Source organism: Hymenobacter polaris, from assembly GCF_012927305.1.
GTDB lineage: Bacteria > Bacteroidota > Bacteroidia > Cytophagales > Hymenobacteraceae > Hymenobacter > Hymenobacter polaris.
Genome location: NZ_JABBGH010000003.1, coordinates 119992 through 134707 on the forward strand (window position 1 = coordinate 119992; position 14716 = coordinate 134707).

Annotated in this window: 16 protein-coding genes; 3 read left to right on the forward strand and 13 right to left on the reverse strand. The window is 58.8% G+C overall.

All coding sequences use genetic code 11. From position 1 onward, the window contains the following. Nucleotides 1-19: 19 nt before the first annotated feature. The 8 genes from lptC to pdhA all read right to left on the reverse strand — a co-directional run bounded on the left by lptC (nucleotide 20) and on the right by pdhA (nucleotide 7764). Nucleotides 20-586, reverse strand: coding sequence for an LPS export ABC transporter periplasmic protein LptC (lptC, locus tag HHL22_RS16885; RefSeq protein WP_169532592.1), 567 nt, complete (start codon nucleotides 584-586; stop codon nucleotides 20-22). A gap of 1 nt (nucleotide 587) precedes the next feature. After that, nucleotides 588-1916, reverse strand: a complete 1329-nt coding sequence (locus tag HHL22_RS16890) for a hypothetical protein (protein WP_169532593.1) — start codon at nucleotides 1914-1916, stop codon at nucleotides 588-590. Further along, the gene (locus HHL22_RS16895; RefSeq protein ID WP_169532594.1) at nucleotides 1903-2664 is read right to left on the reverse strand and encodes a type III pantothenate kinase; all 762 of its coding nucleotides are present in this window, start codon (nucleotides 2662-2664) and stop codon (nucleotides 1903-1905) included. The genes HHL22_RS16890 and HHL22_RS16895 overlap by 14 nt, the downstream gene beginning before the upstream one ends. 140 nt (nucleotides 2665-2804) lie before the next feature. Further along, nucleotides 2805-4679: a pseudouridine synthase gene (locus HHL22_RS16900; RefSeq protein ID WP_169532595.1), complete on the reverse strand. Its 1875-nt coding sequence runs from the start codon at nucleotides 4677-4679 to the stop codon at nucleotides 2805-2807. Between the two features lie 130 nt (nucleotides 4680-4809). Beyond that, nucleotides 4810-5193: a TraR/DksA family transcriptional regulator gene (locus HHL22_RS16905; RefSeq protein WP_169532596.1), complete on the reverse strand. Its 384-nt coding sequence runs from the start codon at nucleotides 5191-5193 to the stop codon at nucleotides 4810-4812. A gap of 159 nt (nucleotides 5194-5352) precedes the next feature. Further along, nucleotides 5353-5829: a 6,7-dimethyl-8-ribityllumazine synthase gene (ribH, locus tag HHL22_RS16910; protein ID WP_169532597.1), complete on the reverse strand. Its 477-nt coding sequence runs from the start codon at nucleotides 5827-5829 to the stop codon at nucleotides 5353-5355. 135 nt (nucleotides 5830-5964) lie between these two features. Next, the gene (locus HHL22_RS16915) at nucleotides 5965-6720 is read right to left on the reverse strand and encodes a tetratricopeptide repeat protein (RefSeq protein ID WP_241738165.1); all 756 of its coding nucleotides are present in this window, start codon (nucleotides 6718-6720) and stop codon (nucleotides 5965-5967) included. An 81-nt stretch (nucleotides 6721-6801) separates the two neighbouring features. Then, a complete protein-coding gene (pdhA, locus tag HHL22_RS16920) occupies nucleotides 6802-7764 on the reverse strand; it encodes a pyruvate dehydrogenase (acetyl-transferring) E1 component subunit alpha (RefSeq protein ID WP_241738206.1) in 963 nt (320 codons plus the stop codon). Nucleotides 7765-8067: 303 nt separating this feature from the next. Between pdhA and recF the strand changes: the two genes are divergently transcribed. Together recF and HHL22_RS16930 are read left to right on the forward strand one after the other, a co-directional pair. Beyond that, on the forward strand, nucleotides 8068-9210 hold the full coding sequence (recF, locus tag HHL22_RS16925) for a DNA replication/repair protein RecF (RefSeq protein ID WP_169532599.1): 1143 nt from the start codon (nucleotides 8068-8070) through the stop codon (nucleotides 9208-9210). Nucleotides 9211-9290: 80 nt separating this feature from the next. Further along, nucleotides 9291-9608 carry a DUF721 domain-containing protein gene (locus tag HHL22_RS16930; RefSeq protein ID WP_169532600.1) on the forward strand — a complete coding sequence of 106 codons (318 nt, stop codon included), beginning with the start codon at nucleotides 9291-9293 and terminating at the stop codon, nucleotides 9606-9608. A 547-nt stretch (nucleotides 9609-10155) separates the two neighbouring features. On the opposite strand, the gene HHL22_RS16935 is transcribed toward HHL22_RS16930, so the two are convergent. Next, a complete protein-coding gene (locus HHL22_RS16935; protein WP_169532601.1) occupies nucleotides 10156-10542 on the reverse strand; it encodes a helix-turn-helix domain-containing protein in 387 nt (128 codons plus the stop codon). A 169-nt stretch (nucleotides 10543-10711) separates the two neighbouring features. Then, nucleotides 10712-11560 (reverse strand): glycerophosphodiester phosphodiesterase family protein, encoded by an 849-nt coding sequence (locus tag HHL22_RS16940; RefSeq protein ID WP_169532602.1) that lies wholly within the window; start codon nucleotides 11558-11560, stop codon nucleotides 10712-10714. Between the two features lie 91 nt (nucleotides 11561-11651). Between HHL22_RS16940 and HHL22_RS16945 the strand changes: the two genes are divergently transcribed. Next, nucleotides 11652-12260 (forward strand): hypothetical protein, encoded by a 609-nt coding sequence (locus tag HHL22_RS16945; RefSeq protein ID WP_169532603.1) that lies wholly within the window; start codon nucleotides 11652-11654, stop codon nucleotides 12258-12260. A gap of 120 nt (nucleotides 12261-12380) precedes the next feature. Here HHL22_RS16945 and HHL22_RS16950 read toward each other — a convergent pair whose 3' ends face one another. From HHL22_RS16950 to HHL22_RS16960, 3 genes are all read right to left on the reverse strand, one after another. Continuing rightward, entirely contained in the window at nucleotides 12381-12653 is a 273-nt protein-coding gene (locus tag HHL22_RS16950) for a PLD nuclease N-terminal domain-containing protein (protein WP_169532604.1), read from the reverse strand. Between the two features lie 82 nt (nucleotides 12654-12735). Further along, a complete protein-coding gene (locus HHL22_RS16955; protein WP_169532605.1) occupies nucleotides 12736-13374 on the reverse strand; it encodes a rhomboid family intramembrane serine protease in 639 nt (212 codons plus the stop codon). Nucleotides 13375-13515: 141 nt separating this feature from the next. Continuing rightward, nucleotides 13516-14487, reverse strand: coding sequence for a polyprenyl synthetase family protein (locus HHL22_RS16960; protein WP_317172684.1), 972 nt, complete (start codon nucleotides 14485-14487; stop codon nucleotides 13516-13518). Nucleotides 14488-14716: the final 229 nt, after the last annotated feature.

Consider the following 14716-nt stretch of genomic DNA (forward strand, 5'->3'; position numbering starts at 1 on the left):
GCTTCGCTGCACGGCGGCCTTATTTGCCTTGGGCGCGGGCCTCTTCGAGCGTGAAGGTGCCGAGGGGCTTGTAGATGCTGTAGCGCGAGAAGTCCTGGTTGGCCGTCAGGCCGTAGCCGGTGAGCACCTCCGTGGGTGTTTCTACCCGCACAAAGATCTTGCGGTCGGTATAAATCAACTGCTTGCTTTGGTCGTAAAACAGCTCCTCGGTGTTCAGCTTCTGCTGCTGGGGCACGTTGGCTACGCGCACGTTGCCGCGCAAAACATAGAGTTGCCGGGCGTTATCGCGCTTCGCCCAGTTAGCATCTATCGTATTGATAAGCAGCTTGCCCGTCTTATCGTAGAATAGCACGCGGGCCCCTTTCGGATATAGCACGTCGCCGCTCTCGTACTGCTGCTTCAGCGGGCCGGTCAGCCGAATGTGGGGCCGCGCCGAGTCGCTTATCAGCGTAATAACGTTCTCAGTTTGCAGCAGTGGCCCCTTGTATTCGGGCAGCTTGGGGGCTTCCGCCTCGGGCTGGCAGCCGGCCAGCAGTGCCAGCAGCCCGGCCGCCCCCAGGCCCCCTAGTGCGCCTGCCCTAGCCATGCTACTGCAGGCGCCGCTTGATAAACCAGCGGTTGCCCAGCGTGGCGGCCAGCTGCATGCGCAGGTAGGTTTCGCGCACGTTGCTGCCCGAGGTGTTGCCCACCACGTAGTTGGTGTTGCCGCGCTGCCCTAGGGCAAACCCCAGGCTAATGGTGGTCGATTCGAGGGGCGTGCCGGTGGGCAGCGGAAAGCCAAAGCCCCAGTACACGGCCCGGTCGTAGAGGTTTTCGCCCTGCGGGGCGTAAGGCAGCTGGGCCAGGCTCAGCCCCAGGCGGTAGGTGACGCGCTGGAAATAATGGTCTACCGAGCCGGGGTCGGGGGTAAACTCGCCGCCCGCCGCGCCGCGCCAGGTGTTGGTGAGCGGGGCAGTAGAAATTTGGCTGTAGGGCCGAAATTGCGACCACTGCTGGTACGACCCATCGACGCTAACCGACCAGTTGCGCGAGTTGTCGATGGAGAGGCCCGCCTGGCTTTGGGCCGGCACGTAGGTTTTGCCCACCTCATCGGAAAGCTGCACGAGCGAGCCGCTGATGAGCGAGCCGTTGGCGTCGCGCTGGTCTTCGGTGCGGGTGCGGGTGGCGCGCAGGTTAGTGGGGAAACTATAAACGGCGCCCAGGTTTAGGTTCAGGTCCTTGGTTACCTTGTGGCGGTAGTGCGCCGCCGCCCGAAACAGAAAGTCGGAGTAGCGCAGCTGCTCCTCATCTACCACCAGCTGGCGCGCCGCCAGCGAGGGCGTGCTAATGGCCGTGCCCACCGTTTGGTTGATGGTGCCGAACAGGTAGGAAACGCTGCCGCCCAAGTTCAGGTCGCGCAGCACGTGCAGGCCTGAAGCCAGGTACGCTTCCGACAAGCCACCCGTGCCGTGGTACTGCTTGAAGGCCGTAGCCGTGGGGTCGCCGTTGACGGCGCCCGTAGTGGTGGCGTCGTAGGATACCGAGCTAAAAGGCTTCAGGCCGAGGGCGCCCGCCCAGCGGCGGTTGAGGGGCACGGCCAGGGCCAGGTAGCCTAGGCTGCCGCTGCCGCTGCGGTGGAAAGCCGTGGCGGTGCGGTTGCTTTTCACTTCCCCGTTGAAGGCGGCCTCCCAGGTGGTGCGGGAGGTGTAGGTGAGCAGGGCCGGGTTCAGCTCGTTCACGTTGCCGGTATTGGGGGCGGCAATGCCGGTGCCGCCCATGCCCAGCTGGCGCACGCCACCCATGTTGCCTTGGTAGTCGCCCAGGCCTAGGCGCGAATACGGCGAGTTAGCCTGCCCCTGGCTTTGGGCCAGGGCGGGCCCCGCGGCCACTAAGGCTGCCCCAATCAGCGTGCCGGATACTTGCTTAAAAATTGACATTATAGCGCAAAATCATTTCCAGGCCTAGCAGCACCAGTTCTGGCACCACAAAGATACGCCCGCTGGCGGCCTCCAAAGCCGCCTGCAGGTACGGGGCATCGCCGCCCGTGAGCACTACGCCCAGGTCAGGGTAGTGGCGCTCGTAGGTGGCCAGCAGGCCCACTACCTCGGCGGCGGCCCCGCGCAGCACCCCGCTGTGCATAGCAGAGGCCGTAGAGTCGCCAATTAGTTGCACGGCCTCGGCAGCGGGGGGCAGGTCTAGCAACGGCAGCCGGCCCGTAAACGTGTGCAGGGCCTGCAGTCGCATGCGCAGGCCCGGCGCAATGCTGCCGCCGTGGTAGGTGCCGTCGGCAGTTACTAAGTCCAGCTTCAGGGCCGTGCCGGCGTCTACCACCAGCGTATCGCGGCCCGGCCGCAAGCCCGCCGCGCCCACTACGCCCGCCAGCCGGTCGGGCCCTAGGGTGTGCGGCGTGGCGTAGGCGTTGCGAATAGGCACCGGCGTAAAGCCCGGCCGTAGGGGCAGCACCTGCCCTAGGGCCCCCGCCGCGGCCAAAGCCGCCAGCCAGGGCTGGGTAACTGCCTCGGCCGCCACCGAAGCCAAAATAGCCTGGGCGGGCTGGTGCTGCTGCCAGAGTGCCAGCAGCCGCGCCGGCTCGTGCAGGATACCGTGCTCGCGCAGCCGCCCGTCGGCAAACAGGCCGTACTTCAGCGCCGTGTTGCCGAGGTCGATGATTAAGCTGCTTGCCATTCGCCGCGAGGTAGCCCTAACCCGAACGTCATGCTGAGCTTGCCGAAGCATCTCTACCAAACGATGCCCTAGGGCATCGTTTGGTAGAGATGCTTCGGCAAGCTCAGCATGACGTTCGGGCTGGAACTAACAAGTTGACACTACATAAAGTACTTCAGGCGAATAACTTCCTGCTCGCTCAGGAAGCGCCACTTGCCGCGGGGCAGGTCCTTCTTGGTGATGCCGGCGTACTGCACCCGGTCGAGGGCAACCACTTCGTAGCCCAGGTGCTCAAAAATGCGGCGCACAATGCGGTTGCGCCCGATGTGCAGCTCCACGCCCACAAAGTGCGGGTTGCCAGCTACCACGGCCACGTCGTCTACCTCAGCCTTGCCATCTTCCAGCTCTACCCCGGTGCTGATTTCACGCAGGTGCTCGGCCGTCAGCGGCTTACTAAGCTCCACTTGGTAAATCTTCTTGTTTTTGTGCGAGGGGTGCGAGAGCTTCTGCGCTACCTCGCCGTCGTTGGTGAACAGCAGCAGGCCCGTGGTATTGCGGTCGAGGCGCCCCACCGGGAAGATGCGCTCCTTGGAGGCGTTGGCTACTAGGTCCATCACCGTTTTGCGGCCCTCGGGGTCGTCGGTGGTCGTAATGAAGTCCTTGGGCTTATTAAGCAGCACGTACACCAGCTTCTCGCGGTTAAGGTTGGTTTTGCCGTACTGCACCGTATCGCTGGGCTGCACTTTGTAGCCCATCTCGGTTACCACCTCGCCATTCACCCGGATTTCGCCGGCCGCAATCAGCGCGTCAGCTTCGCGGCGCGAGCAGATACCCGCATTAGCGATATAGCGGTTTAGGCGCATCTCCTCGGTGCCAAAGTCCTCCTCGTCGCGGCGGCGCTTGTTGCCGCGGTTCTTGTCGTCTTCGTAGTGCTTCAGGTTCTTGTAGTCCGGGGCCTGGCCCGTTCCTTCGCCGCGCCCGTAGCTGGTGCCCGAAGCCCGCCCGCCGCGTACCTGGTCGCGCATGGCATCGCGCCGCTCGCGGAACGAGCCGCCGGCGCTAGGGCGCTCACCCGCGCTGCGCGGCTTGTCGTAGCCACCTTCGCGGCGGCTGTCAGCGCCGCCAGTGGGCCGGCGCTCATAGCTACCGGTAGTGCGCGGCTTGTCGTAGCCGCCTTCGCGGCGGTCGCCCGTGGGGCGGCGCTCCTCGCGGCCGTAGCTGCCGCCGCCTTCGCGGCTGCCCGCGGGGCGGCGGTCGGCGCGGTCACCGCCAAAGCTATTTTCGCGGTTGCCACCCTCCCGGTTGCCGTAGCCAGCGGGCTTGTCAGCGCCGCGCTCTTGCCAGGCGCGGCGCTCGTCGCGGCCCTGGTAGGCCGGGCGTGCTTGCTCGCTGGCGGGGTTGGTTGACGGGGTATTTTCGCCCGCCGGGGCAGTAGGGTCTTTCTTGATGAACTTGCGGCTGCGCTCGCCGGGTTGGCCGCGGGGCACGGTGGGCTTGCCCTCGTAGCGCACCGGCTGCCCCTGCCAGATGGCTTTCTTGGGCCGCTCCTCCCGGTCAAAGGAAGGGCGCTCGCCTTTTGCGCGGCGCGGCCGGTCATCGCGCCGCTCGTTGTAGGCCGGCCGGTCGCCGTAGCTGGGGCGCGGCCCCGCGGCGGGGCGCTCGCCGCGCTCCTCGCGGAAGCTACCACCGCTCGGGCGCTCGCTTCCACCAAAACTGCGGCGGGTATCACCGCCCTTGCCACTGGGTCGCTCGCCCCCGCCAAAGCTGCGGCGGGTATCGCTGCCGTAGCCACCGGGGCGGCTGCTACCCGCGCCACCGGGCCGGCCGCCACCCTGCCCAAATGCCGGGCGAGCCGCCGAGTAACCTTCGCGGCTATTGTCGCCGCGGCCGCCGCGCTCGGGCCGCTCGCTGCGGTTGCCATAGCCGCCGGCACTGGGGCGGTTGCCGTAGCTACGCTCGGTGCGGTCGGCGCCGGGGCGGCCCCCCGAGGGGCGGCGGCTCGGCTTGTCGTTGGCGGAAGAATGCTGCTTGCCCATATTACTTACTGGGGTTAACGAATTGGCTGCCTATCGGCGCTAGGTAATGGAATGCAATACAAAGCCCGGACTCCTACGCCAGGCGACTACTGCGCCTGCTGGAGTCCGGGCCATAAATAGGCAGAACGGCTTAGTCGCGCCGGGCCAGCTTGGCCTCAATTGAGTGCTGGGTGTGCGGCACCGCGCGCAGGCGCTCCTTCGGAATGAGCTTGCCCGTGCCGATGCACACGCCGTAGGTACCGTTCTTGATGCGGAGCTGGGCGTTTTCCAGCTGCTGAATGAACTTCATCTGCCGCGAAGCTAACTGATTAAGGCTCTCTTTTTCAGCAGTTTCGGCGCCGTCTTCCAACACTTTCAACGAAGCCGCCGTGGTATCAGTGCCCGACTCGTTATTGCGGGTCAGCGTTTCCCGAATAAAGGATAGTTCTTTGCGGGCGGCGGTGAGCTTTTCCTGGATAATCTGGTCAAACTCAGCCAAGTCTTCCCGCGAGTAGCGGAGGTTTTCCTCAGTCATCGAAAGGAGAAGTAATAGTTTTTTGAATAGGGTTGCCGGTTGGCAGCGTGGGTTGCAACGCTCCGGTGAAACAAAAAGTTTGACCACTGGCCTCTAGGCCTGCAGTCTTAGCAAAGGTAGGCTTTTTCTGCCTTTTCCACGCAGCAGGCCCTAGGCCCCTCAAAAGCCCAGCATCTGGATGGCGGCCACCGCGGCCTCGGTGCCCTTGTTGCCGTGCCGGCCGCCGGCGCGGTCCCAGGCTTGCTCCAGGGTGTTGGTGGTGACCAAGCCAAAAATGACCGGCTTGTTGTATTTCAGCCCCACCGTGGTGAGACCCTGCGCCACGGCGTGGCAGATGTAGTCGTCGTGCTTAGTATCGCCCTTAATAACTACGCCCAGGCAAATAACGGCGTCTATCTCCTCGTGCTGCGCCAGCAGCTGGGCACCGAGGGTCAGCTCGAAGCTGCCGGGCACCGAATTGCGAAACACATTCTCGGGCTTGGCGCCGTGCTTGAGCAGCGTTTCGTAGGCTCCGTTGCTGAGCGTATCAGTCAGCTCGCGGTTCCACTCGGCCACTACCAGCCCAAACCGCTTTTCGCTAATGTCAATGAAGTTGGTGCTGTCGTAAGCACTGAGGTTTTGCAGGGCCGTGGCCATAAGCTTGGTTGCGATGAGTAAAACAAAAATAGGTGCTTGCCCGCTGGCGTAGCAGTGCCCCATAAGCAAAGCGGCGCCGCCCAAAAGGCCAGCGCCGCTTTTTGTCAGTTGCATGCCCTAGGGGCCGCCGGGTAGCTACAGCGCGGCTTTGCGCTGCCGGGCCTCAGCTACTTCCTGAGCGCTCTGGTAGTCGTTGATGATGCGGTCGTACACCTTGCCGGCGCCTTCCTTGTCGTTAGCGGCTTCCAGAGCCACGCCTTCTTTCAGCAAATAGCCAGGCGAGAAGTACTCGTTGGCGTTGTGGCTGGCGGCTTTCTCGTACAGGTCGGCGGCTTCCTTGGGCTTGTTCAGCTCCAGCTGGGCGTCGCCCATCAAGGCGTAGGCGCGCGCCTGCACCAGGTAGTCCGACGAGCTGAACTTGTTCAGGTAGTCATAGGCCTGCTGGTATTTGCCGAGCTTGAGGGCAGCCACCCCGGCGTAGAAGTCGGCCAGGTTGCCGGCCTTGGTGCCGCTGTATTCGCTGGCCACTTTGTCGAGGCCGGGGTACTTACCGTCGCCTTTGGTGGCTTTATTCAGCGAGTCGGCGGCCCAGTAGCTCACCGCCCGGAACATGGCCGCCTGGCCCTGCTCGTTCTGCTGGGTGCGCCAGTAGTTGTAGCCGAAGATGCCCACTACCACGGCCACCACCGCCCCGAGCACGCCCAGCAGCAACGTGCGGTTGCGGCGCACAAAATCCTCCGACTCGGCCAAGCGGTTGGCCAGCGCGTCGGGGTCTTCCAGCAGCGGGTTTTCGGCGGGGAAGCCCTCGGCCGGTGCCAGCGGGTCGGCCGATACAGGGCGCACCGGCTGGCGGGCGCCGGGAGTTTTATTGGTATAAGGAATTTTCGACATAACGAAGAGAGCCGAGGCGGCGCGAACCGGGACCTAGGGTGCCTCGGCGGCGGCCAGGATACCCTAGGGAGTAGTTAAAAATTAGTCGTGGATATAGGGATAATCGTTCTGCACGTACACGTCGTGGTACAGCTCGGCGGCGTCGGGGAAGGGCGAGTTCTCGGCGAAGTCTACCGACTCCTGCACCTGCGCCTTAATGCGCTCGTCAATGGCACCCAATTCTTCTTCGGTGGCGAAGTTGTTGGTGAGGATGGTGTGGCGCACGGCCTCGATGGTGTCGCGGTGGCGATATTCCTCCACTTCCTCCTTGGTGCGATACTTGGCCGGGTCGCTCATCGAGTGGCCCTTGTAGCGGTAGGTCTTAAACTCGAGGAAGGTGGGACCTTCGCCGGCGCGGGCGCGCTCGGCAGCGCGGGCCACGGCGTGGTGCACGTCCTCCACATTCATGGCGTTCACCGGCTCGTTGGGCATCAGGTAGCCTTCGGCAATCTGGTGCAGCTCCACTACGTTCGAGCTGCGGCTTACGGCGGTGCCCATGGCGTAGCCGTTGTTCTCCACCACAAAAATCACGGGCAGCTTCCACAGCATGGCCATGTTGAAGGCCTCGTGCAGGGCACCCTGGCGCACGGCGCCGTCGCCCATGTAGCAGATGCAGAGCTTACCGGTCTTGTTATACTTCTCGGCGAAGGCAATGCCCGCGCCCATCGGAATCTGGCCGCCCACAATGCCGTGGCCGCCCATAAAGCCCACTTCCTTATCAAACATGTGCATCGAACCGCCTTTGCCTTTCGAGCAGCCGGTAGCCTTAGCAAACAGCTCGGCCATAATGGCGTTGGGCGAGGTCCCCAGGGCTAGGGGGTGGGCGTGGTCGCGGTAAGCGGTGATGTATTTATCACCGGGCTCTAGCGCCGACACAGCACCCGCCACGCAAGCCTCCTGGCCAATGTAAAGGTGGCAGAAGCCCTTAATTTTCTGCTGCCCGTATAGCTGCCCAGCTTTCTCTTCGAACTTCCGCATCAGCTGCATTTGCTCGTACCAGCGCATATACACTTCCTTCGAGAACTCGGCCTTTTCAGGTGAAGTAGCCCTAGGCTCGCCCGCGGGGTTACCGCCCGCGTGGGCGTCGGGCATCACCTCTACCGGAGGCTGCTGTACGGTAGCCACGCCCGTTGCTCCGTCTACTACCACCGGGGTAGCGCCTTTGGCCGCTTTTTTTGCCTGGCCATTGGTGTTGCTCACCGCTTTGGCAGCTCCCTTTGTTTTCGTCTCAGCCATTGTTCGAAAAGTATAAATTCGCGTTGGGAGCGCGAAATTACGTACTACCGGCCGTACTCCCATTGCCCTTGCATGACGCTCGACCAGCTCCACCTCCTGTTTTTCAAAAACTACGACGAGGCCAGCCTCACTTTTGGTTCCGGCATCAACTGCTTTATCGGCGATAATGGCACGGGCAAAACGAATTTGCTGGATGCTATTCACTACTTAGCACTTGGCAAAAGCGCATTTGGCAGCTCCGATGCGCAAAATATCAAGCAAGACGCTGATTTCTTTGTAGTTAAAGGCAGCTTCTCCGCGCCCGAAGCCGAAAAGTCCGAAACCATTCAGGTAAGCCTGCGTGCCGGGCAGAAAAAGACTATTACCCACGATAAGCAGCCATACGAGCGCCTGGCCGACCACATTGGCCGTTACCCCGCTGTACTTATCTCCCCCTACGATACCGACCTCGTGCGCCAAGGTAGCGAAGAGCGCCGCCGCTATTTCGATAGCCTACAGTCGCAGCTCGACCACGATTTTCTGGAGTTGCTCATTCAGTATAATAGCCTGCTGCGCCAGCGCACCGCCACGCTTAAGCAAAGCAACGGCGCCCACGGGTTTGACGCCTTATACCTGCAGGCGCTCGATGACCAGTTGGCTCCCCTAGGTGAGCAGCTCTCTCAGCAGCGCGTCGATTTTCTGGCGCAGTTCCTGCCCGCATTCCAGGCTCATTATAGCCAGTTGGCTGATGGCCGCGAGCAAGTAACCATCGACTATAAGAGCCAGCTACCAGGCCAGAATTTTCGGCATCTGCTACTAGCTAATGAGCGCCGTGACCAACTGCTGCAACGCAGCACCGTAGGGCCGCACCGCGACGATTTTGTTTTTTTAATGAATGGGCTACCCATTAAAACCTATGGTTCACAAGGCCAACAGAAGTCGTTTGTCATTGCCCTCAAGCTGGCGCAGTTCGATTTGTTGACTAACCGTGATGCGCGCTTGGCCGGACCCAAACCATCCAAACCCCTGCTGTTACTAGATGACATTTTTGACCGTCTCGATGATAAGCGCATTGCCCGGCTACTACAGCTAGTAGCCAACCATGCGTTCGGCCAGGTGTTCCTCACCGATACCAACCTAGCCCGTACCGACGCTGCGCTAGCGGGCATCACGGGTGAGATTAGCCGCTTCCGTATCACGCAAGGCCGGGCTACGCTTATTGCGGATGGCAGCTAGTCGTACCTCTTCCGGCGTATTTTTGACCATAGGAAACTCTTACCTGGCAGTAGTCAGGCAGCGATTTTCTACCCCATAAAGTGAAAAAGCCTAGCCCCTCCCCCACTGCCCGCCAAGCTGATACTATTCCGCTAAAGGAGGGCCTAGAGGCATTAGTGAGGGCGTACCGCTTGGGTGGCAAACTAAGTGAAGTATCCTTGGTAGCTAGTTGGGAACGCGTAATGGGCAAAGCCGTTGCGCTCAAAACTAAGGAGGTTTACGTTAGCAAAGGCAAGCTCTTTGTGCGCCTTACTTCCGCTCCTTTAAAACACGAGCTAGTGATGGCTAAAACGCGCGTGCTGGATTTACTTAATGCAGAAGCTGGCACTCAAGTAGTATCGGAAGTCGTTTTTCTGTAGCAGTTAGCTGAGGCCCTATTTTGGCTTGCAAAGCCTAGGCTAAGCGGCCGCACATTTTATTTATTGGAGCAACTTAATGCATTTGCCTCACTGGTGGATGTTAGTAGTTAGCGCAGTACCAATAGAGCGTTTTACTGCGCTAGTCTATCAGCAGCAAAAACAGAGTGATGCACATTCATGCAGTTTATCTCAGTGCAGATTGGTTGAGCGAATTCTAAGTAAGCTGCATGAGCAAAAGCCGCATGGTTTTAATATATTATTTGTCATCCGCTCAACACCTAATTAATTCAATTCCCTATCCTTGTCATTAACCTGATTACCACTCGGATTTACAAAGCGCAATGTTATATGCCTTGCTTGATGCCGTATCAAATACGATTGATAAATAACCGGCTAACTATTTAATCAAGCCTACTTTCAGCCGGGACAACAACTACTTATATAATCGACTCACAAATAGGCAACATATGGTTATTTAACTGGCAGTTTCTGTTTCAATTAACCTTGTTTGAAGCGTGACAAATATGTTTCACGTGAAACATATTTGTCAGCGTGGTCCGTAGACTTTGAGCAAAAGCTCGTTGTAGGCCTCTAATAAGGCAATATACTTGGTCTGAAGAGCCATAAGCTGCTTAGAAACGTCCATTTCTGCGGCAGAATTATTAGCGGCACGGACAGATACAGGCTGTGATACAGCGTTACGTGTAACGTTTGTTACAAACGGTAAAGTGGATTGCTGAATTATTGTAAAGTCATTCGAGAAGTCGTGCCCTATTATTTTACCAACGGCTTGTACAAAATTGACGTCAAGTGTATCGTCTTTAAATTTACGGTAAATAGTAGGACGTGTAATGCCTAACTCCTCCACTATCCTAGTGATGGATATACCGCTGTTTTTTATTGCTTCCTGCAATATTTCGCCTTGATGAGGCATCAGATAGTGTGTTACAAATTACAATGCAAATATGTATTCTGTATCATTACAAACCTACTCTATACAAAAAATTAAGTGTAAGTAAAATAGTGTAAAGTGTAATGTAAATGGTATTTTGTAACAATCAGAAACAGATATTAAATGATACACTTGATTAGTGTAACGGCTACTATACAGCTTTTTTTAATACAGCCTGTGCTACATCTGGATAATCGGTTGTAATCCCAGAAATTCCCCACTTACTAGCTTCTAGCATTGCCGCATATTCATTTATAGTCCAGCAAACTATTTGAAGGACTGGATAACGACTCTGCATATCCTGCGCTAGCTGGCGATTTAATAGTTGATAATCGGGACCAAATACTTCGGGTACAAAACCTAGCTCGTGAAATACTGTAGTTGAATCGAAAGACGATTCCGTAAGCAGGCAGACCGCTAGGCTTGGCTGCCAGCGCCGCACCTCTTGTAAAATGCGGAAGTCGAAGCTCAGTAGCGTAGTGCGGCTAAGCACTGCGGCGGGGCACTCACCGAGCACTAGCCTTACAAACTCAGTAGGGCTAGGGTGATATAATTCCTCAGTTGCGCGCGTGCTCTTGATTTCAATGGAATAGCGCACAGGTGGGCGGCCAAGCTGCTGACATGCAGCCTCGGTAGCCAGCAGCACTTCGCGTAGCAGTGGCCGATAGGTAGGCACCAACTGCTGCGTCGGGAACAGGGGGTGAGGAGATAGCCCTACCTCGCACTGGCGAATTAAATCGTAAGACATCTGGTAGAGGTTGTATTCACGCTTAGAGCCAGTGATGGGCTGGCCAGTTGGTGACAACCCTAACTGAGCCGATAGCCAAGGCTCGTGGGCAACCACAACTTGGTTATCAGCCGAGATAACTACATCCAATTCTAGCGCATCGACCCCTAGGGCCAACGCATGCAGAAAGGCTGGTAGCGTATTCTCTGGAAATAGCCCACGGCAGCCGCGATGTCCATGTACTTGGGGTAGGGCAAAGGATAACGTATGCATGGTGCTTATACGCAATAGCAACTGGCCATAGGTGCGGCCCGGTTTAGCTTTGCAACACTCCAACTGCGATTTCTAATTCGACTTTATTTCTATGAAGCGTTTACTAATTTCCATTCTACTACTCGTGCTAGTAGCCGGAGGCTACTACTATTTCCGCTACTTGCGTGATACACCGATAGCTGCCCTTATGCAAGCTGCACGCGCTACCCAAACGCATGATGTAGCTACTTTCGACCGGTTTGTGGATGTAGAGTCGGTGACAAATGGAATGGTAGACGACGTAGCCAGCCAGGGCAGCATTTTAGGGGCGCTAGTGCCGGGAGGAGGTTTTGCCTTACGAGGCGGCTTAGGGCTACTGAAACCCCAATTGGCCAAGGCAGCCCACACGGAGGTAGAGCGCTTCGTGGAAACGGGCTCGGTGGAAGCAGCCACGGCTAACGCTCCAAAACGTCTGCTAAACGTTTCTTTCTTAGGGTTGATTGGACGTATAGTAGGGCCAGGCAGCACATTCAAAGGCATTAAGTATACAACAACTACTGGTGATGAAGCTCGCGTAGGCGTTGAATTTACCCGGCCGCAATTTGACACAACATTGGTTGCTGATATTGCCCTTAAGCGCCAGCCCGATGGCCACTGGCAGGTGAAGCGCATAACTAATACGGGTACCCTGCTGCGACAGGCCGTGCGGCTAGAGAAGTAAGCTAGGTTAAGCAAAACCACCGATAAACTGCTTTTTACCGAGCCCCATTGGCTACAAAAAAGCCCCGAGCTACTACGTGGTAGCTCGGGGCTTTTTTGTGGCCCATAGGGCGTAATACTATTATCCTTCCCGACCGGAAAAGAGCAGGTAGATGATAGAGCCCCCAATGGGGAAGAACCAGATTACAATACCCCAGATAAGCTTCTTGCCAAGTGACCAGTCTTGCTTGAGCAAGCTGATAACAGCGTAGATAGCCAAGATAAGGTAGATAACTCCGGCGATGCTCAAGGAGCCATTGTTGTTGTAGCGGCTGCAACCGGTGGCAAGCAGCAATACAGAGGAGAGCAACGCAGGTATCGTCAGCCGCGAAGCAAGGTTGGTGAGTTGGTGCATAAGGTGAAAGAAGTGTAGTGAACAGAAAGCTTATACGCACAAATGCGCCACTAGGCTATTTATCTACTTAATATATTGAAAATCAATTAAATAACTTATAATCCTGAATATGCTGCACAAAACTGGTACCTACCCCCGGTATCAAGGCCAGCGTGACTACTACCCCGAATAACGCCCCGTAGAAGTGCGCGTCGTGATTGATGTTGTCGCGGCGCTGCCGGCCCATGTAGTAGGAGTAAAGTAGGTAGAGCACGCCCCAGATGAAGCCGGGGATGCCAATGGGGATGAACATCATGTAGACCTTGCCGATGGGCTGGAACAGGATGCCCGCGAACAGCACCGACGCCACCCCGCCTGAGGCGCCTAGACTGCGGTAGCCAGGGTCATGGCGGTGGCGAAAGCAGGTAGGCAGGTCGGAGAGGACGATGCCGCCCAGGTATAGCACCAGAAAGGCCGTGATGCCGGACGTAAGGCCTAGGTACTCGACAAAGCTGTTGAGCACGATGCCGCCGAACGAGTACAGGGTAATCATATTGAAGAGCAAGTGGCCCCAGTCGGCGTGCAGGAAGCCGCTGGTGAGGAAGCGGTACCACTGGCCGGGGCGGCCGTCCATGCGGTAGGGGTCGAGTATCCAATCGTCCATCAGCTTGGCGTTCGACCAAGCGTAGGCGGATACCAGCACCGTGAGGCCGATGAGGATGAGCAGGGGATTGGTAAGCATGGGGCTAGGGTCGTTGAATGGATTAACACAAAAAGTAAAGCGTCATGCTGAGCCTGCCGAAGCATCTCCACCGCGCCGCTCGGGTATCGTTCGGTAGAGATGCTTCAGCAGGCTCAGCATGACGTGCTGGTATGCTTGGTACTACACCTCCCGCTCCAGCAGCTGCAGGGCCAGGCGGCGCAGCGACTCCTTGCGGGCGGCGGGCACGGCTACGCGCTCCAGGTGCAGCAGGCCGGCCTCGAAGTACTGGTTGATGAGCGCCTCCGTCTGAGGGCGGATTTGCAGCTCGTCGTACACGGCGCGCACGGCCTGGATTTTGGCTTCGGCATCGGTCACGGGTTGGCCGAGGTAGTGGCCCAGGGTGGCTTGCTGGATGGGGCCGCCCTGGGCTTGGGCGGTGAGCAGCAGGTAGGTTTTCTTATCGGCCAGGATGTCGCCGCCTACGCGCTTGCCAAAGGTGGCCGCGTCGCCATACACGTCGAGCAGGTCGTCGCGCAGCTGGAAGGCCAGGCCGATGTCGGTTCCGAACTGGCGCAGGTGCTCGGCATCGGCGGCAGGGGCGCCGGCCAGCACGGCACCCAGCTCTAGGGCGAAGCCCAGCAGCACGGCCGTTTTCAGGCGAATCATGTCCAGGTACTGCGCGATGCTGACGGTGGCTTCCTGCTCGAAGTTCATGTCCCACTGCTGGCCCTCGCAGACCTCGGCGGCGGTCTGGGAAAAGCGGCGCAGCACCTGGGGCAGCAGGGCCGGGGGCACGTGCTCAAATAGCAGCTCGTAGGCGCGCACCAGCATTACGTCGCCGCTGAGAATAGCGGTGCTGGCATTCCAGCGCTCGTGCACGGTAGGCTGGCCGCGCCGCAGCGGGGCGTTGTCCATTAGGTCATCATGCACGAGGGTGAAGTTGTGGAACACCTCCGTAGCCAGCGCGGGCTTCACCAGCGGGCCTAGGTCATCGGTAAAGAGTTGGCCGCCGAGCAGCGTCAGCAGCGGGCGCAGGCGCTTGCCGCCTAGGCCCATGATGTAGCGGATGGGGTCGTAGAGGGTAGCGGGCTGCTGGCCGTAGTCGAGCTGAGCGAGGGCCTGGGTAAGCAGAGTTTGGAGGTCGGTTTGCACGGGGCAAAGGTATTGGGCGAGTGGCTAGGGTCGCCCTCCGCGTGGGGCCTCACGGGACCCCTAGGGGGCCGGCCCCCTCTCCTTCAGAGAAGGGGAGCCACGGCAGCGTGGCTAGGTTTTCACCGCAAAAACAAACGGCCCCTAGCAGAACTAAGAGCCGTTTCAACAATCGTCTGGCTCCCCTTCCCTGAAGGAGAGGGGGCCGGCCCCCTAGGGGTCCCGTGAGGCC